Origin of the sequence: Lysinibacillus sphaericus OT4b.31 (assembly GCF_000392615.1) — a bacterium.
Lineage (GTDB): Bacteria > Bacillota > Bacilli > Bacillales_A > Planococcaceae > Lysinibacillus > Lysinibacillus sphaericus_B.
In genome coordinates, this window is sequence record NZ_KB933398.1 from 3,606,712 (window position 1) to 3,627,461 (window position 20,750).

The window sequence follows — 20,750 nt, forward strand, 5'->3', positions numbered from 1 at the left end:
TAATGCATTCTAAAATGGCAATTGTCACAATAGGTCAAGCCCCCCGCCAAGATATGGCTGATGATATTCTACAATTAAAAAAAGATGGCTTACATATCACGGAGTTTGGTGTACTCGATTTACTCTCTTCGTCAGAAATCGCAGCACTTGCACCTAGTGTTCAAGATTTAGATGTTTTAGTCACACTACTGGCAAATGGCGAACAGGTAAAACTAAGTAAAAATAAGCTATTGCCTTTTATTCAAAAGCGTATCGATGATTTGAGAGAATATACATGGATTTTACTTATGTGTACGGGCGATTTTTCAAATACACTAGTTGGCAAAAATCTATTACTCCCCGATCGAATGATGACCCATTTAGTCAAAGGTATTCAAACTGATTTAAAACTTGGATTAATTGGACCTGAACCCGAACAGTTGGACAGTGTCACAGATAAGTGGCGTAAAGCAAAATTTGAGTTCTCGTTTGCTGCAAGTTCACCGTATCATTTTAATGAAAAAGATTTGTTAGCTAAGGCAAAAGCATTACATCTACAAGGCGCTGAGATGCTAATCTTAGATTGCATGGGCTACTCTACTACAATGAAAAATGCGGTAAAAAAAGAACTGACGATTCCTATTATGGTACCTCGTGAAGCAGTCTTTGCTGTTTTGAAGACCCTTAACTAATAAAATTAACAACGCTAGCGTTGTTAATTTTTAGTTCACGTATTGGTACAGCTTTAATGTGTACTGCAATGTTTTGTACTCTAATATAAAATTCATATCGTCCAATGATGTCTCATTAAATTGCCCCGTTTTAGACACGTCTATTGAAATATGGTAGTTGTTCTACGAAAGCTTTTGTATCCGCGTCCCCATATTCATGCACAAGGGCATAGATTTTTTTCAAACGTAAATCGATGGCATCATTTTCCTGATCTAAATGATAGGGTACATAAGGTAATTGTGCACGCCATGCATTCGATATTTCTAGTAGCTGCATTTGCTGAAAGATTTTTTCAAAAACATCTAATGCTTGCCGATCTACATCGAGCTCAAAATTCCATTGGCCTCCATATGGATTGGTATAATACGTTTGATTGGCAAGTGAAAAGTATACGCGTTGACGATCCATAGCACCGAAACACCCCTTTTTCCATAGTATGATGGAAAAAGAGTGATTTTATTCGCTGGAATGTCAAACTTCCTTCACAACTAACTCTAGTACATCTTTTATAATAGTAATGATGAACAATGAACGGAGTGAATGCCATGAATTTAACTACTCTCATTATCGTAGCAGTCATTGTTGTTATTGGAATAACAATTGCTACCATTTTAAGTGTCAATCGTGCTTATGCCTTTAAACATACAGTTGACGAAAAACCTAAGCAGAAAGTACAGCATCATGATGACTAATTCAATTAGTATATTTTCAAAAGCGAATCTCTTATAATGACAATATCAATTAGAATCTGGAGTGAGAACAATGGGTGTGCCATTACCAATTATTATTATGATCGCCATGATGATGCTAATGTTCGGGGTTTCTGTAATCGTTATCATGAAGAAAAAAGGAGACTTTTTCACACAAACCATCGATGCGAAGCCTGAGGAAAGCAATACACAGCATAAGGATGGACAAGTATGAAATATCCCTTTATATGGCTCATTCAGTTATACAGAAAATTCATCTCACCAATGACGCCACCATCGTGCCGCTTTCATCCAACATGCTCATCTTATGGTTTAGAAGCTCTTCAAAAGCACGGTGCAATTAAAGGACTAATCTTAACTGTTATACGTATTTTAAAATGCCAACCATTCCATGCTGGTGGCTTTGATCCTGTACCTGAAAAATGGCCTTCGAGAAAGAAATAATTTTCGAAGGTCATTTTTTTCTTGTACTTTTTTTAGATGTGCGTTATTATAGGAACTGTTCAAAAAACAAATCGTAATCATTACTATTTGATGGAGGTACCCTATTATATGAAAAAAATATTGTTATTTTTCCTAGTTACTGTTCTTGCTGTATTTACAGCTGCCTGTGGTAATAAATCTTCAACGTCTAATCAGTCAGAAGCACAAGATAAATTGGCCATCTACACAACTGTTTATCCTCTAAGCTATTTTACTGAGCGAATTGGTGGTGATTTCGTGGAAGTATCATCAATTTACCCTCCTGGTGCTAATGAGCATACATTCGAGCCTACTCAAAAAGATATGATGCACTTAGCAGATGCAGATTTATTTTTCTATATTGGTCTAGGTCTTGAAGGTTTCGTGGAGAACGCGAAAAAAACACTAGCCAAAGAAGAGGTGACAATGGTTGCTACAGCAGACCAAGTATCCGATGAGAAATTAGCTGTCAGTACTGGTCACTCACATGAAGAAGAAGACAGTGCGTCGCATGAACATGATCATGCTGCTACCGAAGAAGAGCACGATCACGCTGAAGAAGGTCACTCACATGAGGACCATGATCATGGTGATGTCGATCCACATTTATGGCTATCACCTGTGATAAGCCAAGATTTAGCACTTTCCATTAAAAATGCATTAGTTGAAAAAATGCCAGCACAAGAAGCGACTTTCACAGCTAATTACGATGCATTAGTAAAAGAGTTACAAGACTTAGATAGTGAATTTAAAACGATGGGTGAAAAAGCCGGAGAAAAAACATTCTTCGTCTCACATGCAGCATTCGGCTACATTGCTGGTGAATATGGCTTAACACAAGTTCCGATTGCAGGTTTAAATTCACAAAATGAGCCTTCTCAAAAGGAATTAACTGTGATTGTTGATAAAGCAAAAGACATGCACATTCACTATATTTTATTTGAGCAAAACGTATCGTCTAAACTAGCAGAAGTCATTCAAAAAGAAGTTGGTGCGGAATCACTTGTCCTGCATAACTTAAGCGTTTTAACAACGGATGATGTAAAAAATAATGAGACATACTTCACGTTAATGCAAAACAATATGGAAATTTTAAATACTGCGTTAAACGCGCATTAACTTGCACATGAGAAAGGAGGTGCCCCGAAAGCAAGATGGGACACCTCCTTTATTATGACTAATTTCTCTTGCGGCATTCTTTTTTCCGTTCTGTGAATACTTGGTAATAATAGATGTGCAACTTCAACCTCTTCTATTGTTGGCACGATTGATAAGTAAGCATAAGACCTTGTGAAAACCATATGCTTATTCATGTCATATGAAGCTATCTTTAACGGCTCATCGCTCTTTGTATACCTTTTTTCTAAGTGGGTAGCCTGTTCTTGTAACTGCATTGTGTAAAGCTTATTTTGCCCTAATATAGACAGGCCACGGTCATTATTTAAGTTACTATACACAAGCGGTTTCGTCATTACTTCAACCTTACTGTCCTGCTGTAAGGCAGAATAGTCTTCACTTGTTGCTGCCGGGTAACTTGCATAATCCCATGTATGATCTTGCGCTAATTGTCTATCTGACAGTAGAAAATAGTTGTAACGCACTTCACCTTGACGATCAGGTAATGGATCATCCCACGTAACGTCAATATGATACCAATCCTTATCTAACTTCACTAATACCCAGGCGTGGAGTTGATCGCCTACTTCTCCCGTGACATATTGCACCTCAAAACCTAGCATCTCTAACATCCGAAAAAGTACTAATGCATACGCTTGGCAAACCCCTTTGTTTTCTGTTAACAGTGTGTAGGGAGAATATTGACTTCCTTTCGTTTCCTTCGAGTATTCCGAAGTTAGAACAATAAAATCATGTGCAGCCTGTAGTTTCTCCAATTCGCTTAATCCATGCATTGGCGCAATAATATCGGTCAAAGTCCGCTCTACAAAATCCGCCTCTTTTTGAGAAATATGATAGGTAAATTGAAATTCAATGACAATATTATTGGCATAACCATCATACTTCCATTTAAAACTAGAAATATTGGCGTAAAAATAAGGGTCCTTTATTGCATGTTTTATAAGCTCTGTTAGTTCATCTTTCAATGCCGATGTATCACCTGTGTATCGTATATCAAATTCAGTAGTTAACTGCATTACTTCTTTTTGAATCTGATATTGTAGTGTCTCTATTGTAGTAGCTGTTGCGATAGTTTTTTGTTCATAACTTGCGAATACTTGCACATGACTCATTTGTAGAACAAATAATATAATGATGACATTATATATATATTTTCTCATATGAGTCTGTCTCCTTTACTAAATAGTTTATGCCGCTCAATACAAATTATGTTAAATTATTATTAATTTACCCTAAAATAAGTGACGTACCCTGTGAATATACAAAAAAGAAGCCTTCATTTTAATGAAGGCTTCTGACTGTAGAAAGTATGAATAATTTGTTGCGGAAAAAGCCACTCGCTTTCCGCGGACGAACCAACTAGCGTCCTCCCCCTCGCTACACTTTTTGCGCGATCTAGCTGGCTCGTTCTTCCGCAGCAGTCTCGCAGCTTTTTCCTTTCTATAAAGAATCAGAGATGTTGTGCTTTGATGTCAAAAAAACTTACAGAATGACCGTGATCAACCTGAAATAATTACGATTGCTCAAGTGGTACCACAAAATCACTTAGTTCGTAAACTATGTGTTGGACAACCATAAGAGGTCTCAAAAAATTGTCCATGCAGGCGATGCTTACTTTTTCTGCCATAAAATTGAAGAAACTCGCTGTTTGGACATGGCGAGAAACATAAACAGTGTAAGCAGTGGTAAAAGACACTGATTTTACATACGAACACGTCATTAATGAAAATCACTGAAGCCTTGATTTTAATGAAGGCTCCTTTCATGTGGAAGCAATTCCACTAATTTTCTTCTCAATAACTTATTTGCACCATTGCGTGGAAGTTCATCGATAACGATGATTTTTTTGGGTACTTTATATTTAGCCAGCTTTTTTCGACAAAACGTTTGTAATTGCTCCATTGATACTTGTTCCTTTAAAACGACAAAGGCAATTGGTACTTGGCCCCATTGATTATGCTCTATGCCACACACACCCGCTTCCTGTACAGCCGAATGTGCCAACAGTACATTTTCAATTTCGGCAGGGTAAATATTTTCCCCACCAGAAATTATTAAATCGGCACGACGATCTACAACAAATAAAAAGCCAGCTTCATCCATATAACCCACATCGCCTGTATGAAGCCAGCCTTCTATAGTGGCACTTTTTTGAGCAAAACGGCCAATATAACCGGGTGTTACATGTGGTCCACGAATACAAATTTCCCCTTCACCTTGTGCATTTGGCTCGATGATTTTAATTTGGTTGAAAAATAAGGGCTTCCCTGCTGAACCAATTTTATGCATTGCATCTTCGCTTGCGAGTGTAGCAGTTTGCGATGAGGTTTCTGTCATACCGTATGTTTGTGCTACCGCTAGTTTTAAAGCATTGGCACGTTTTAAATAATCCATCGGTACAGGACCACCGCCTGCCAATAACATTTTAAAAAGCGGTGAAGCTAGTGCACTTCTCTGCTCAAGGGCATGTAAAATTCGTTCTAGTGTCACAGCAACTACCGACATATGTGTCACTGTTCCATCGATAATATTGTGAGCAATAGCGTCCACATCAAAATGTTCGTATAACTGCACTTTGTTGCCATACAATAACGACCGTACTAAAATTGAAAAACCACTTATATGAAATAGTGGCACAGCACATAGCCATGTATCATCGGTTTGTAAACCTAAATTAAGTACAGAGGCCGTTGCACTTGCCTGATGATTCCCAACCGTTTGACGAACGCCTTTTGGAAAACCTGTTGTCCCAGACGTGTACATAATTGATGTAGTTTGTGCCAATGACCATTCTTTCGCAATGTCTACGTCTTGCTCTGTACCGTCCTCAACACTAGAAAACAAATAGTATGACAAGGTATTCGTCGGTATCTTCTCAGCATCCTCATCTGCCACTAGTACCGTTACAGCCTCCGAATCCTCTAATTGATAGGCTATTTCTGATTGAGATAATCTACGATTAAGCATCACCATTTCACATTGTAAATGCATACACGCGTACATCATTACAACAAGACTAGATGTGCTTGGTCCCAATAGAGCAATTCGATCTTTTTGTTTGATACCAAGCGCTGTTAACTGACGCGCCCGTTTCATGGAAAGTTCGTTTAATTCTTGAAACGTCCATGTTTGTCCTTCATATGTGAGAGCATTACGTAATGGCGTTAAATACGCACGCTGCAAAATCCAATTTGGATACATTTTTGTTCCCTCCAATCATTCACACTATTAAGCTTACCGCTTCTTGGCGTAATCCGTCTATTGACTGTTTTCTATCCTTATCTGTCACTTCATAGATTCTATCCGCGACTTTTCTCTTTCTATCCGTCACTTCATAGCTTTTATCCGCTTCAACCTTTCAAATACATAAAAAAGCTCGCATCTGTTAAGAGACACGAGCCGATAATCAATCTAAATAATCAAGGGAATCTTGGGAATTGACCGAAGTCTGGTTGGCGTTTTTCTTTGAAAGCGTCACGACCTTCTTTTGCTTCATCTGTAGTGTAGTAAAGAAGTGTTGCGTCACCCGCCATTTGTTGAAGACCTGCTAAGCCATCTGTATCTGCGTTCATCGCCGCTTTTAAGAAGCGTAGCGCAGTTGGAGACATTTGCAGCATTTCCTCACACCATTGAACAGTTTCGTCTTCCAATTGCGCATAAGGAACAACTGTGTTAACTAATCCCATATCAAGTGCTTGCTGTGCATCATATTGACGGCAAAGGAACCAAATTTCACGTGCCTTTTTATGACCAATAATACGTGCAAGATAGCCTGAACCGTAACCAGCATCGAATGAACCAACTTTTGGTCCAGTTTGTCCAAAACGAGCATTGTCAGCTGCGATTGTCAGGTCACATACAACGTGTAATACATGGCCTCCACCGATTGCATAGCCCGCAACCATCGCTACTACTGGTTTTGGAATAACGCGGATTAAACGTTGTAGGTCAAGCACATTTAAACGTGGGATTTCATCGTCCCCTACATAGCCACCATGTCCGCGTACTTTTTGGTCACCACCTGAGCAGAAGGCATGTTCTCCTTCTCCTGTTAAAATGATAACACCTACATTTTTATCATCACGCGCGCGTGAAAATGCATCAATCATTTCCATAACCGTTTTGGGACGGAATGCATTGCGAACTTCTGGACGGTTAATCGTTACTTTAGCGATACCGTTATAAAATTCATACTTAATATCTTCGTAAGTATGTAAAGTAGTCCATTGACGTGTCATTGTATTACCTCCTAATTAATAATTCGTTTCGAAAAAATCGAGACGCTAACGTAATAAAACATCACGTTAAATTCTTCATTACTATTGTAGCAAACTCAGCGGGATTTTCCACATGAATTGCATGTCCCACGTCATTTACTGTCATATGTTGTGCATTTTTTAATAACGCTTTCATGTCAATGGCAATGTGACAAAACTTTTCGTCTAGTGCGCCAGTAATAAGCAGTACAGGCATATCCATTTGTGTTAAAAGCGACCAATTTGACGGTTGCATACCAGTGCCAATCCCTCGTAAGCTACCAACTAGACCACTTTCCCTTTGGGCGAGTCGCTCTAGGCGAATTGCTTGTCGGGCAATTGCAGGTAAACGTTTCTGCGAGGCAAATAACGGGATATTTTCCCATGCATGGACAAAGGATTCCACACCGTTTGCCGCTATTTTTTCAGCAAGTGCATTATCGCGCTCACAACGCGACTTTCGTTCTTCAGATGAACGTAATCCTGGAGAAGCGCTTTCTAATATTAGCTTGTCTACACGTGCTGGGTACGTAATTGCGTATGATAATGCGATACGTCCACCCATCGAATAGCCTAATAGCGTAAATTTTTCTAGCTGTAGTTGATTAAAAACTTCCTCTAAATCACGCAGTTGTTCTAGCATGGTGAAGCGGCTAATTTGCTCAGGTACAGCCGTTTGCCCATGACCAATTAAATCAATTGCGACAATGCGCACTTGAGGCAAGGCATCCGCTAAATTTCGCCACGTCTCCGTACTACCAGTAAAACCATGCAAAGCCACAATCGTTTGTTGTGCTTCCTCATTCCATATTTTTACGTGCGTCTCAATGCCTCGAATCTTTAGCTTTGCCATGCCTTTAAACCTGCATTAATGAGATTCCAAAGCGCACGATGGGCATAGACATTTTCTTCTCTATCCGTAAATATTTCTAGTAAACGTAACGGACGTTTTTTCACTATGTTAAATTTCGATAATAGCTCAGAAATGTCCTCTACCCGAATATATTCCATACCATACATATGTGCAATATCACGGAATTCAAGTGCTGTTGGTGTGCCAAATAAATCTTCATAATGTGCTTCTACTGTTGATTGTGGTAGATAAGAGAATATACCACCGCCATCGTTATTCATGACAATAATAGTAATATTACATTCTTGGTAGCGCGATGCTATAAGTCCATTGACATCATGTAAAAAGGCTAAATCGCCAATGAGTAGATAGGTTTCACGACCATTCACTTGACTAAAGCCCATTGCTGTAGATACAACACCATCGATACCATTCGCACCACGATTTGCAAAAATGCGAAGATCCTTTGTCGTTTTCATTAAAAATGTATCAATATCACGAATTGGCATACTACTGCTAACAAAAATATCACTGCCATTAGGAATCATCTCTAGTAAACGACTCACCATGGCACCCTCATCGATTGCTCCTGCTGTATAGTGTTCAATATACTCCAGTGCAATATCATTAGCATCTTGCCATTCCGCTAAGTACTCCGCTTCTAGCGCAGTTGCAGGAACATCTAACTGTACGAGCCAATCACCAACACTTGCATGAATAAAGTGTGTCGATACACCTGTAGAATCTCGGAACATGGGGTCTTCATCCACAACTATATAAGTATTTGGTCGTGACTTCGCAATAAATTGCATCATAAATTTCGATACAGGCTGTGAACCTAAACGTAGCACTGTTTCTGGCTCAACAAGCGCTTTAAATTCTTCACTTTTCATAATCGCATCATACGTTGAAATAACATATGGCAAACAATCTTCTGGTACAGACGTTCGCATATTTGATAAACTCTCCACAATAACAGGCCATTTCAATTGACGGACAAAGTCCCATAAAATAGTTACATCTGTCCCTAGCGCAAGCTCACCAATAACGACAAAGCCTCGTTTTGTCGTGCGTAAAATTGACGCTAGCTCCTGTTGTATTGCCACAGAAGGCGTTAGCTCAGCAATGCTACTTTGCTTAAATGATGCTTCAGGTAACTCCTCACGAAAATCGATCAGCAATGGCTCACGGAACGGTACATTAATATGCACAGGTCCAGACGGTGCACTCGTCGCTATGGCAACCGCTCGAGCAAGGTGACGCTCAATAAATGGCAATGTTGGTGCAGCGTTATCTGGCAGTGGAAAATCAACACTCCACTTTACATGAGGACCATATAAATTTGGTTGATTGATAGCTTGTGGTGCCCCTACTTCTCGTAATTCATGGGGACGATCTGCTGTCATAACGATTAATGGTACGCGTGCATAACTAGCCTCTACAATCGCAGGGTAGTAATTTGCGGCAGCTGTACCTGATGTACATAATAGGACAACCGGCTGTGCCGTAGCTTTAGCAATACCTAATGCGAAAAATGCGGCAGATCGTTCATCAACTTGGCGATATATTTTAAGCTGCTTTGTTGATGCAAAAGCATAAGCAAGGGGTGTCGAACGTGAACCTGGACTTACTACAACATTTCGTACACCTGCTTGTACGAGTGATGCGACAATTTTATATACATAATCAGTTAATATCTTCTGTTCACTCATGTAATTGTCCTCCTAACGCCCGAAGCATCGGACGGAATTTCACTAACGTTTCGTCATATTCAGACTGTGGTTCTGAATCAGCTACAATACCGCCACCTGCATATAAATAGGCCTTATCTTTAATTAATGCTGCCGAACGAATAGCTACCGCGAATTCTCCGTTTCCCTCTGCATCCATCCAACCAATTGGTGCAGCATAAAGCCCACGATTCATCGGCTCATATTTACGGATAGCTGCCATTGCTTCTTGTCTCGGCACACCGCCTAAAGCTGGCGTCGGATGCAAATACTTTGTCAGTTGCAAAATAGTTGCTCCATTATTTAACTGACCTTCAACCGGTGTATATAAATGTTGAATATCTCTAATTTTTAGTAAGCGTGGACCATCAGGTATTTTCACATTGATACAGTTTTTACGGAAAATATCTGCAATCATATCAACCACATAGTGATGCTCGCCACCATTTTTTGGATCATTTAATAAGCTTTGTCCATAGGTTTCATCTTCATCAGCTGTTTTACCACGTTTAATAGAGCCTGCCACACATGATGAATAGGCATGTCCATTTTTAACTTTCACAAGTCGTTCCGGTGACGCACCAAAAAATAATAATTCGTGACGCTCTAATCCAAACAAATAACTTTCCGGCTGTTCATTTATAATTTGCGATAGTATTTGTGGTGATGCTACCTGCTCTTTAAACTGTAAAGCAAGCGATCGTGCAATAACGACTTTATTGGCCTTCTTCGCCTTAATCAGGGCTGTCACTTGGTCAATCGACGCTAGGTACGGCTCCTTATACGGCTCAAAATAACTTGTTATTTCAGGCTTTGAATACGTTCCCACTTCTTTTACCTGCGCAGCGTGAATGAAATGATCACGCTCTTGACGTAGTGCTTCCATCTGTTCTTCTGGCTGTTTTTCATGTGTAATAAGATGAATGCTCACATATGCTTTGTCATCACGCAATACAAGCTGATATGTTGCCAGTGCAAAATATGCTTCGGGAAAGCCCGTCCACTCCCCATCCACATTATTTTGTGGATCAAATGTAAAACCGCCAAATAAAATGGGCTGTAGCTCAGCTTGGCCCTTAACACAATGTTTCGTTAAGTGCTTCCACTCCGCTTCCACCTCGTCAAAGCGGTCATTTTTTGCGTTATTTTGAATCGTATGGGCATGTCCTAAACCCACTAATGTCATTGTTTTTTCTCTATTTTGCCAATAAAATCGTTCACCTTTATAACGCTCCTCACCCGCTGCATAAAATGCTAGCGCCGATAAGCGACTTACTTCGATCGTTTCCATATAAAAATGAAGGTTTTGGCCCAAAGAGTCCACTTCTATTTCTGTGGCTTGGTACCACTTCTGTTGCATGAATATTACCTCCGTTGTTGCAATGTACATAATCAATCAATTAAGCCTTGGTGTATTTGTATCTGTCAATACGTTCAGATGTTGAATTATCCTTTGTTCAGTAAGTTGGAGTCTTTTCGTTATAGACTTAGTAGTTTGCAATGTAATCAACATTGTACTTATCACTGAAACGTCAAACAATCTGAAACAGCTGCCCGGGCTTTGACGTAACTCAGTGACGCTTGTCTATCCATTGAATCATGTTTAATACGCTAAAATAGCCATCTTTCACTATTTGACGGCTGTATTTTTATATTTCCAGTTCATAAATGCATGTTCTATTGTATCATTTTTTTCAACTGAACAGTATGTAATAAGCTGTGAACCTATCCATTTTCTCTTTCTTCGTATAAAATAAGAAGAGTCTACAATAGTTGAAGGAGAGAAAGACCTTATGACCAAAGTCATTGAAGCTGATAGGGGTTTTAAAGTTTGGTGGCATTTAACACGACCACATACGTTAACCGCTTCATTCGTTCCAGTATTTTTAGGAACTGCAATTGCACTCGCAATTGATAAAGAAACAATTAATTTTGGACTATTTTTTGCTATGCTTATCGCAAGTATGCTCATTCAAGCAGCAACTAATATGTTCAACGAATACTATGATTACAAACTTGGACTTGATAATGAACACTCTGTTGGCATTGGCGGAACGATCGTCCGTCATGGTGTTCAACCAAAAACAATTATGATGATTGCCTTAAGCTTTTATGCAATTGCGATGCTTCTTGGCGTTTATATTTGTGCATCAACCTCTTGGTGGCTCGCTGCCGTAGGAATCGTTTGCATGCTTATTGGTTTTTTATATACTGGAGGGCCGTATCCTATTGCCTATTCACCATTTGGAGAAATTGTTTCTGGTGCTGTTATGGGAATGGGGATTGTCTTAATCGCCTTTTATATTCAAACACTTACAGTAACACTTGATGCGATTTTACTCTCAGTACCAAGTATGATTTTAGTGGGTGGCATCATGCTGTCAAATAATATTCGTGACATCGTTGGTGATACAGAAGGTGGTCGTAAAACACTTGCCATTTTAGTAGGACGTGACCGTGCTATTTCTGTGTTATCTGGCTTTTTCATCGTTTCGTACTTATGGGTAATTGCATTAGTAGCAATTGATGGTATTACCTTTTGGGCACTTATTATTTTCCTAAGTGTACCGAAGCCGCTTCGTGCCATCCAAATTTTCCGCGATAAAAAAGAAGCGAAAGAAGTAATGCCTGCGATGAAATATACAGCGCAAACAAATACAATCTTTGGCTTCCTATTAGCAGTAGGACTGCTGTTAAATTACTTTTTCTATTAATGAAGTACAACCCTAGCTATGGTAAATATGTGGCAGCCTTAACGGGTTGCTGCTTTTTTTATAAATTGACGTAAATTATTACTTGCTATACCACGTACCTCTTCGTCTAAAAAATGAGCACGTAAAGCTTCTAGTAAATTTTGCGCCTCCCCAGCATGTGCTAATCCCTGAACTGTGCAATCAATTCCGTCATAATCAGAACCTAGCCCGAGATGTTCAACTCCTACTAAATTAGCTAGATGCTTTACATGTGTAACTAAATCGTCTATTGTCGCATCTTCACCGATAAATTTAGGGAAGTATACTACATGAATATGACCACCATGCGCTACTAGTGCCTTGGCCTGCTTATCTGTTAAATTACGTGGATGATCACAAAGTGCTCGCGCATTACTATGACTAGCAATAATATGCTTCGCTAATGGCAAGACATCCCAAAAGCCCTGCTCATTTAAATGAGATACATCTATAATAATAGCTCGCTCATTTAGCAAATCCACTACTTCTTTTCCAAATGCTTTTAGGCCAAGACTGGCATCTTGTTCAGCGCCATAAGCTACGGCATTTTCTTCATTCCATGTAAGCCCAACAAGCTTTACGCCTGCATCTAAAATAGCGGACAGCTTTGTTAAATCACTACCGATAGGACTACAGCCCTCTAAACTTAAAATAGCACCAATTTCGTGTGGAGCCAATGTATCTAGTTGTGACCACTCTGTAATATGCACCATGCCTTCGGTTTGTAAAACATGCGTATGGAATACTTCAATTTGACGCATGACCTCTAAAAATTGCAAACTCTGCGGGATATCTGGTTTAATAAAAATAGCAAACACTTGTGCTTTGACTTGCCCTAGTTGCAGCCTTTCTTTGTTTGCATGCAAACGTCTATCATCTGCAAACTTTGCTGTTTCTAGCTGCGTTAATTTCATTAGTACATCGCAATGTAAATCAATAATTTCCATGCCCTTCACCTCTTACAGCTATTATACTGCTCATGGCAAGGATTGCTTAAATTAATTTTTATCAGAAGGTGTATCTGATGAGCCAAACTCTTCAACTTCTTCGAAATCATCCGATTTTGGCGATGCCGATAGTACTTCTTCTTCCACGGGTCTTATTTGCTCCTCTTTTTGTTCCGCATGCTCTACACACGTCGATGCTTTTGGCATAGCTTCTAAGCGTCCAAGTGGGATTTCCTCTCCACAGACAGTACATGTGCCGTATGTGCCATCTTGCATTGCTTGAAGCGCACGTTTAATTTCCTCAGCATCATCACCTCGGTGTCCATCGATAGCCATTTCTGTTAGCTGATCTGTTAAATCACTTGCATTGTCAGCAGGATGATTATCATAATTAGATAGCTCTGTTGCTTGTGGTCGCTCTGCTTCCTCAAGCTGTTGTTCTATTTCCTGCAAGTCCTGTTCTAATTGCTTTTTTAACTTTTCCATCACTTGTTGGTTCAAAAAAATCTCCTCCTCATGCTTTCATTTTTTCCTAAATTAATGTTTCTAAAACATAAAGCATGACAAGGCTTACTTAATTTTGCGCATACACCATTATTGCATCATGTAAAAATTGTGTAGCACCCGTTGTTACACGCTCATCATAATAGGCTGTAAAAAGCTCATCAGCAACATACATTTGCGCTAAACCAACATGTGCTTCCTTGGAATACTGCGGCCATGAAAAGCTTAGCCAACGTTTATGAAGCTCTGCAACCTCCATTGCTACATCATTTTTTGTATCGCCAATTTCCATTGCCTCTTTTAAACGTTCAAATAATTGCTGTTCTAGCTGCTGCATCGCCGTAAATTGCTCCTCCGTCATATTTTTCAACTTAGAATTCGATGCTTCTATTGTGTCATTACCATATTTCGCACGAATTTCTTCACCATATTGCTTTTCATTATCCTCAATTAGCTTCTCTTTAAATCCATTAAACTTCTCTTCGTTTGTCATTGGTCGTTCCTCCTCTAATGATTCAATCGTTTTTTCTACTGTTTGTAATAATTTTTCAAGTTGCTCTTTTCGTTGGAGTAAGGCCATGCGATGCGTTTCAAGTGCAACTATAGGTTGAAAATCAGGCGCCTGAATTATTTCCTGAATTGTTGCCAACTTCATATCTAACGCTCTGTAAAATAGTATTTGTTGCAGTACATCGACCTCATTTTCTCCATAAAATCGATAACCTGCCTCGTTTGTTCTTGCTGGCTTTAGCAAATCAATTTCATCATAATACCGTAACGTTCTTGTACTGACGCCAGACAGATTGGCTAGTTCCTGTATCGAGTATTCCACCACTTTCACCTCCACTACCCATACTCTAAACCTTTACGCAACGTCAAGGTCAAGAGAAAAATCTTATATTTATTTTTTAAAAACTACTCCAGTTATCCGATACTTTGATGACACGTGTTTGTTTATAGTCTTTTTTCTTTGGAAATAGGAGTATCTATATAAACCTGTTACTTTCCGCTAAGGCAGACGCTTTTCACGGGCATGGCTTCAGTTTCCTCGTCGCTACGCTCCTGTGGGGCATTCAGCTCATGCTATTCCCGCAGAAGTCGCCGCCTGCACTCCAATCAACTAGTGCACGTCTGTAAATGATTGAGGTGATGGGTAGGATGACGAACAATAGTAATAATGAACCAGATTAATTAGACATGCTGACATCGGAAAATCATTGAACTCCTTTTTGGGTACAATCATATGGAAGAAGCCGATCATTTACGTTATCAAAGTGACATGAAACAAACGTGCACGTAGAAAAGAAACGATGGAACGTGTATGTACGGATGCGAAAGAAAAGCATGGTATGCGTTGGACAACCTTACGAGTGATTAAAAAATTGTTCATGCAGGGGATGCTTACTTTTGCTGCCATGAATTTGAAGAAGCTAGCTAATGAACATGCTAAAGTCCAAAATTGGAAGAAAATAGTTGATCGTAGAGTACTACTCTCGCTAACAGGAATATTGGTAATTATTTACTAAAATTTCAAAAGGTATTCGGAATGTGATTATTCCGAATACCTTTCGTTTTCAATCTGGGGCATCTCAATGAGATGCCTTTTATTCCTACTTTGCATAGCCTCCGTGCCACATAATGTTGCGGTAGTTTTCTACATCCGTATCGCCCTCTGTATTGAAAAACAACACACGGGAATGCTCGTTTATTTGTAAAGTATCCCTTAGTAAGGCATAATGCTCATTTGTCATTAATTCATAAAAACATCCAAATGGAGCCGCTCCTGATTCCCCTGCAACAATACGGGCATCTGTTCCAATTGCATTGCCTAACACCCTCATACCAGTTGCAGCGACAGTCTCGTGACAGCATATCCCTATCTTCGTATAGGTTTTTAAAATTTCCCAAGCCATTGGATTTGGTTCTCCACAAGCTAAACCTGCCATAATAGTCTGCATTTCTCCTCCAACCGTTACATAATGTGGTGCTCCTTGTTTAAAGCTTTCGTAAAAGCAATTTGCCGCATAAGGCTCTACTAAAATGAACGTAATTTCTTGTGTATAAGATTGCTTTAAATAGGCCACAACGGCACCTGCAAAAGACCCTACACCCGCTTGCAAAAATACATGCGAAGGCGCCTTTTCCAGCTGATCCACCACTTCTTTTACAAGCGTTGTATAGCCTTGCATAATCCATAGCGGTATTTCCTCATAACCTTCCCACATTGTATCCTGTATGATGACCCAGCCATTGTCTTGCGCAAGCTTTGCGGTATAACGAACCGTATCATCATAATTCATAGTCGTCATTTCTGCATAAGCGCCTTCATTCTTAATATTTTGTAGACGCTCCTCGGCACTACCAGCAGGCATATAAATTCGTGCTTTAAAGCCAAGCTCTCGAGCAGCCCAAGCTACCCCACGACCATGATTACCATCTGTCGTTGAAATAAACGTTAAGTCTCCTAACTGTTTTTTTACTTCTGGTGATTTAAGTTGTTCAAATGATAAATCTTCAATATTTCTTCCTAATATATTGGCGACATACTGTCCTATTGCATAAACACCGCCTAATACTTTGAATGCATTTAAGTCAAAGCGATAAGACTCATCTTTTACCATTATATTTTGTACGCCCAGCAATGAGGCAAGAGCTTGTAAATTTCGTAGAGGTGTATTTTTAAACTTTTCATATGTATGATGAAATGCTGTAACACGATTTACTTGCTCTGATGTGAAATGCTGTAAAAAAGGTACGGATTGTTCTATATTTTTCTGTAATAAATATTGTTGATTATTCACCCACACAAGTTTATCCATCCATATTCCTCCTAGTCTTGTTTCTATTACCATCTTAGTCGATTAAGGCGTAAAATTCAAAATAAGGTACCAAAATAAAAAATGAACATAAAGGTCCTCAGTATATTCATAAAGCACCGTTTATCTTACATTAATGGTACGATAAAATGAAAATCTAGGGCTTTCTCTTGTGAATATACATAAAAAAAATGCAGTAGATAAAATTAATATCTACTGCATTTAGTATGTCCCACGTCAGGTAATTTACCTTGTGGAAAAACAAATATCTGTCATAGGAAATCCTTGCTTAATCCATATAATTTATCTTTGCACTGTTATTGTTTGTGAAGTGAAATCTAACTTATTTCCATTATTATCTGTAATAGCATTACGTGGTGAAGCTTGAATCGTAACATTTCTACCGTTTTCAAATAAATATCCACTCTGAGATATTGTAATCAGCACTCTATCATTGCCTTGTGCATAAGTACTTGCTGCTACCGAAGAACCATTCACACTAATATCAAAGTCCATACTATTAACGTTTATTACTGGCTCACTGAAAACAAGTTCTAACGTTTGTGAATTGCTAACATTCACATTCACAACCTTTGGTGCAATATTTTCTTTAAGATTAACTGTAGTTCGCACCTCATCGAATGATTCCATAGAGTTTGCTGCTCTTAAGCCTTTAATCGTGAAATTTCGTATGCCATTAAAATAATTCGAATCTTTTTTCACTGTAAGCTTAATGCGATTTAAATTGGATGCCTCTACAACTGCACTTTCTACTTGAGCGTTATCAATAATATAATTTTGAACGTTTTGAGCAAGTGCTGGATCAACTGGATAATTGAAATTTAAATAAACAATATTATTATCTTTAATAGAATAATCTGTCGCAGATGTTTGAATTGCATTGTACTGCGTTAATGTCAGTTTATTACCATTAACACTTAAATCACCGTTACGTGTAAATTTTACATTTTGCACTTCATTGATAGGCACACCATATAAATTCGTAACATTAAATAAAGTTAGTTTGCCATCGTAAAGAGCTCCCTTTGTATCATAAGGGCCTAGCAGACCTGCAATTTTAACACGTAATTTTGTAGGCTGATCTTTTACGGTATGAATATCGCTTTGAGATCCTCTTGATACCTCATACAAAATGTGGTTATTCATATAGCTTCCCGTAAATGATGCTTTTGCGTAAGCTCCTATCTGTACTGGCTTATCGAACGATAATTGTAAATATTCTACATTATCCTCGTAAACAATTTCAGAATTCATTAGGACAGGCGCTCTGTCATCTTTTATAAAGTTATATACAGTTGAGAATGTTGCCGTTTCACCTGATAAGTCAGTAATGACACGGCTAGAAGCTGTCCCAATCGTTGTAATTCCTTGAAGTATACTTTTTGGATCAACCGTCACATTGATTAAACGACCATTTTTGGGATCTTTCTCTACTTTATTCACGGAAATTGAAGTCTGTCCGTTTTTAATTAAAAGATCATATGCATAAAGTGGTTGAATCTCTTCTGAGAATAATAACTGGAATGTATTTGGGCCAGTTTGTGTGACAGAAGATAGTGTTGGCGGAATACCATCCTTATCTCCTTTTTTCACTGTTACAGTTGCAGGGTTTGGTGAAATTATATTCCCTGACAAATCTGTTGCCGCTACAAATGTAATCTGCATAGCTGTACCTGGTGTTAAATAACTACCATTCACTGTTGCAGCTGATAAATCAAAGGTTGCTTCAGTTGCGTTTTGTTCAATACTCCCTACCACATTCATTACCTTTGTTCCATTTGGTAATGTGAATTGAATGCGTTCATTTGGAAATGCTGCCATTGGCTTAGAAAACTGCACTTTTACGATTGAAGAGTTATTTCCTTGTGTTGTTCCCAAAATAGTAGGTGGTTGTGTATCCCCAGCAATGACAAAATTCGCATCTACTCTTTTAAGCAGTAAGCCCTTTTCAGATTTGATGTTGTTTAACACATAACGATGTGTGCCTTTTAATGGCTCATTTACTGTAAAGATGATTGATTTTCTATCAGCACTGATTTCTGTTTTCACAACTGATAGTGCTCTTAAAGTGTCCACATTAGAGAAAGCCGCAATATTATCCTGTAATTTCCCATCTGTTTTTAAGACAGACAGCGGGTCAATTGCTAGGTTGAAAACAACTTTGATCTGAGAGGCATTGATTCCCTCAATGGATTGCACCTTCAGCTCATTGACTTCATATGTAACAACAGCTGAATAGGATTTATCATTAATTTTAAAATCTACCTTTGTTTCCACATTTTCAGTAAGTGGCGTTGCTAATGTTACCTTATGGCTTGTCCCATCTGTTAATGTAACCTGTAGTGTATTGGCATCTACAACTTTAACTGTTTGGATGAGTAAAGGTACTTCATGTTCTTTGAGCATATCAGTGACATTTGTCATAGTACGATGTAAAAAAGATGCAAAGTGACCACGTGTTAATGTGTTGGTTGGATTAAATGCCTTAACATTTGTAATCTTTGCATACTCTAGTGCAATAATTGCCTCACGATTCTCTGTTGAGGACGTATTTTTTAAATCTGTAATAGAAGATTTATAGTTTTCTTCTTTATACTTCGCAATTAAATCGATATCGTAAACTGTTTCAATAGCACGTACTAAGTAAGAAGCCATTTGTTCACGAGTAATATTCTCGGAAGGAGATAATTTGTTATTAGTACCTTTGGAAATACCTGTATCATATATAAGTGCTGCATATTGTAATAATTCTTTATCTTTTGTAGATGCAGGCTGTAAGTCTGTAAAACGTACTTTTTTATTGTAATCTACTGGTACTTGATAGTGTTCAGATACAAGCCATTTCCCTAAAAATTTTGTGACATTGCCACGCGTAAGGGGAGCATTTGGTCTAAATGTACCGTCAGTATATCCACCTACAATTTTTGCATCTGCTAATGCCAAAATCCCCTCTTTATGGTCACTCTTTGCAATATCTGTAAAGGAGGCTGCACTTGCAGCAGGAACAACAGCTGCCGCAACCAATGCAGCAGATGCTGTACTCACAATCCATTTACTTTGATTTTTTTTCATATTAATAACCTCCTACTAATTCTGTTCATCTCTATTATAAAAGAAAGATAGATTTATTCCAAAGGATATACCAATATTATCGAGTTTTACCATGGAATATTTGTCTAATCAATAGTAAACAATCATCAAATTGAAATAATTCCCAAGTATTTGAAGTAACGAATACTTCGTCGTGATTACTAATCGCAAAACAATTTTGATAAGATCTATGAAGAAGTTAAAAAGCTTTATAGGAGTGTAATACCTGAATAAGAAAATGGCTTGGTTGGAAACAACAAATGCGGCGGCGCATATGAAGCAACTATTGTACTAGATTTAACAAGTATCATCAAAAAAGCACAGTAGATGTAAAAACATCTACTGTGCTTTAGTATGACCCCTACGGGATTCGAACCCGTGTTACCGCCGTGAAAGGGCGGTGTCTTAACCGCTTGACCAAGGGGCCAATGGCGGAGAAGGAGGGATTTGAACCCTCGCGCCGGTTACCCGACCTACACCCTTAGCAGGGGCGCCTCTTCAGCCTCTTGAGTACTTCCCCGTAAATAAAAAAATGGCTCCGAAGGCAGGACTCGAACCTGCGACAACCTGATTAACAGTCAGGTGCTACTACCAACTGAGCTACTTCGGAATAATGGTGGGCCTAAATGGACTCGAACCATCGACCTCACGCTTATCAGGCGTGCGCTCTAACCAGCTGAGCTATAGGCCCATTTGGAGCGGGTGATGAGAATCGAACTCACGACATCAGCTTGGAAGGCTGAGGTTTTACCATTAAACTACACCCGCATTTATGGTGGGT

The 20,750-nt window shown here is 38.8% G+C and carries 18 protein-coding genes, 5 tRNA genes and 1 pseudogene; 7 read left to right on the plus strand and 17 right to left on the minus strand.

What is annotated here, in order from left to right; genetic code table 11:
* Positions 1-2: 2 nt before the first annotated feature.
* The gene (locus H131_RS16550; protein ID WP_036130731.1) at positions 3-671 is read left to right on the plus strand and encodes an AroM family protein; all 669 of its coding nucleotides are present in this window, start codon (positions 3-5) and stop codon (positions 669-671) included.
* 130 nt (positions 672-801) lie between these two features.
* On the opposite strand, the gene H131_RS16555 is transcribed toward H131_RS16550, so the two are convergent.
* Positions 802-1,119 carry a hypothetical protein gene (locus H131_RS16555; RefSeq protein WP_036130735.1) on the minus strand — a complete coding sequence of 106 codons (318 nt, stop codon included), beginning with the start codon at positions 1,117-1,119 and terminating at the stop codon, positions 802-804.
* Between the two features lie 137 nt (positions 1,120-1,256).
* Between H131_RS16555 and ytzI the strand changes: the two genes are divergently transcribed.
* From ytzI to H131_RS16565, 4 genes are all read left to right on the plus strand, one after another.
* Entirely contained in the window at positions 1,257-1,403 is a 147-nt protein-coding gene (gene ytzI / locus H131_RS24605; protein ID WP_155242468.1) for a YtzI protein, read from the plus strand.
* A 70-nt stretch (positions 1,404-1,473) separates the two neighbouring features.
* Complete coding sequence (locus H131_RS25040) at positions 1,474-1,635, plus strand: hypothetical protein (protein WP_196228898.1); 162 nt, start codon at positions 1,474-1,476, stop codon at positions 1,633-1,635.
* Positions 1,632-1,865, plus strand: coding sequence for a membrane protein insertion efficiency factor YidD (yidD, locus tag H131_RS16560; RefSeq protein WP_036130737.1), 234 nt, complete (start codon positions 1,632-1,634; stop codon positions 1,863-1,865). Before H131_RS25040 ends, yidD begins: the two co-directional genes overlap by 4 nt.
* 108 nt (positions 1,866-1,973) lie before the next feature.
* The gene (locus H131_RS16565) at positions 1,974-3,002 is read left to right on the plus strand and encodes a metal ABC transporter solute-binding protein, Zn/Mn family (protein WP_010860288.1); all 1,029 of its coding nucleotides are present in this window, start codon (positions 1,974-1,976) and stop codon (positions 3,000-3,002) included.
* On the opposite strand, the gene H131_RS16570 is transcribed toward H131_RS16565, so the two are convergent.
* From H131_RS16570 to H131_RS16595, 6 genes are all read right to left on the minus strand, one after another.
* Positions 2,999-4,180, minus strand: coding sequence for a transglutaminase domain-containing protein (locus tag H131_RS16570; RefSeq protein ID WP_051112157.1), 1,182 nt, complete (start codon positions 4,178-4,180; stop codon positions 2,999-3,001). The two genes, H131_RS16565 and H131_RS16570, sit on opposite strands and share 4 nt — an antisense overlap.
* 586 nt (positions 4,181-4,766) lie before the next feature.
* Complete coding sequence (locus H131_RS16575) at positions 4,767-6,221, minus strand: o-succinylbenzoate--CoA ligase (protein ID WP_036130740.1); 1,455 nt, start codon at positions 6,219-6,221, stop codon at positions 4,767-4,769.
* Positions 6,222-6,439: 218 nt separating this feature from the next.
* Positions 6,440-7,258 (minus strand): 1,4-dihydroxy-2-naphthoyl-CoA synthase, encoded by an 819-nt coding sequence (menB, locus tag H131_RS16580; protein WP_010860291.1) that lies wholly within the window; start codon positions 7,256-7,258, stop codon positions 6,440-6,442.
* Between the two features lie 61 nt (positions 7,259-7,319).
* Positions 7,320-8,129 (minus strand): 2-succinyl-6-hydroxy-2,4-cyclohexadiene-1-carboxylate synthase, encoded by an 810-nt coding sequence (gene menH, locus H131_RS16585; RefSeq protein WP_010860292.1) that lies wholly within the window; start codon positions 8,127-8,129, stop codon positions 7,320-7,322.
* Positions 8,117-9,841 carry a 2-succinyl-5-enolpyruvyl-6-hydroxy-3-cyclohexene-1-carboxylic-acid synthase gene (gene menD, locus H131_RS16590; RefSeq protein WP_010860293.1) on the minus strand — a complete coding sequence of 575 codons (1,725 nt, stop codon included), beginning with the start codon at positions 9,839-9,841 and terminating at the stop codon, positions 8,117-8,119. Before menD ends, menH begins: the two co-directional genes overlap by 13 nt.
* On the minus strand, positions 9,834-11,219 hold the full coding sequence (locus H131_RS16595) for an isochorismate synthase (RefSeq protein WP_010860294.1): 1,386 nt from the start codon (positions 11,217-11,219) through the stop codon (positions 9,834-9,836). The genes menD and H131_RS16595 overlap by 8 nt, the downstream gene beginning before the upstream one ends.
* 433 nt (positions 11,220-11,652) lie before the next feature.
* Here H131_RS16595 and H131_RS16600 point away from each other — a divergent pair, with 433 nt between their 5' ends.
* A complete protein-coding gene (locus H131_RS16600; protein WP_010860295.1) occupies positions 11,653-12,573 on the plus strand; it encodes a 1,4-dihydroxy-2-naphthoate polyprenyltransferase in 921 nt (306 codons plus the stop codon).
* 38 nt (positions 12,574-12,611) lie between these two features.
* On the opposite strand, the gene H131_RS16605 is transcribed toward H131_RS16600, so the two are convergent.
* The 3 genes from H131_RS16605 to H131_RS16615 form a co-directional block, all read right to left on the minus strand.
* Positions 12,612-13,538, minus strand: a complete 927-nt coding sequence (locus H131_RS16605; RefSeq protein ID WP_010860296.1) for a dipeptidase — start codon at positions 13,536-13,538, stop codon at positions 12,612-12,614.
* A 51-nt stretch (positions 13,539-13,589) separates the two neighbouring features.
* On the minus strand, positions 13,590-14,039 hold the full coding sequence (locus H131_RS16610) for a TraR/DksA C4-type zinc finger protein (RefSeq protein WP_010860297.1): 450 nt from the start codon (positions 14,037-14,039) through the stop codon (positions 13,590-13,592).
* 73 nt (positions 14,040-14,112) lie between these two features.
* On the minus strand, positions 14,113-14,874 hold the full coding sequence (locus H131_RS16615) for a MerR family transcriptional regulator (RefSeq protein WP_036130744.1): 762 nt from the start codon (positions 14,872-14,874) through the stop codon (positions 14,113-14,115).
* Positions 14,875-15,246: 372 nt separating this feature from the next.
* On the opposite strand from H131_RS16615, the pseudogene H131_RS25520 reads away from it, so the two are divergent.
* Positions 15,247-15,568 (plus strand): annotated as a pseudogene (locus H131_RS25520) (transposase); the annotation flags it as partial.
* Between the two features lie 84 nt (positions 15,569-15,652).
* Here the strand turns inward: H131_RS25520 and H131_RS16625 are convergent.
* The 7 genes from H131_RS16625 to H131_RS16655 form a co-directional block, all read right to left on the minus strand.
* Positions 15,653-16,861 carry a diaminopropionate ammonia-lyase gene (locus tag H131_RS16625; RefSeq protein WP_010860299.1) on the minus strand — a complete coding sequence of 403 codons (1,209 nt, stop codon included), beginning with the start codon at positions 16,859-16,861 and terminating at the stop codon, positions 15,653-15,655.
* A 300-nt stretch (positions 16,862-17,161) separates the two neighbouring features.
* Complete coding sequence (locus H131_RS16630) at positions 17,162-19,951, minus strand: S-layer homology domain-containing protein (RefSeq protein ID WP_036130747.1); 2,790 nt, start codon at positions 19,949-19,951, stop codon at positions 17,162-17,164.
* Positions 19,952-20,324: 373 nt separating this feature from the next.
* Positions 20,325-20,396, minus strand: a tRNA-Glu gene (locus tag H131_RS16635).
* A 2-nt stretch (positions 20,397-20,398) separates the two neighbouring features.
* Positions 20,399-20,489, minus strand: a tRNA-Ser gene (locus H131_RS16640).
* Between the two features lie 13 nt (positions 20,490-20,502).
* Positions 20,503-20,579: transfer RNA gene (locus H131_RS16645), tRNA-Asn, on the minus strand.
* Positions 20,580-20,583: 4 nt separating this feature from the next.
* Positions 20,584-20,660 (minus strand) — tRNA-Ile (locus tag H131_RS16650).
* A gap of 3 nt (positions 20,661-20,663) precedes the next feature.
* Positions 20,664-20,737: transfer RNA gene (locus tag H131_RS16655), tRNA-Gly, on the minus strand.
* Between the last annotated feature and the right edge of the window lie 13 nt (positions 20,738-20,750).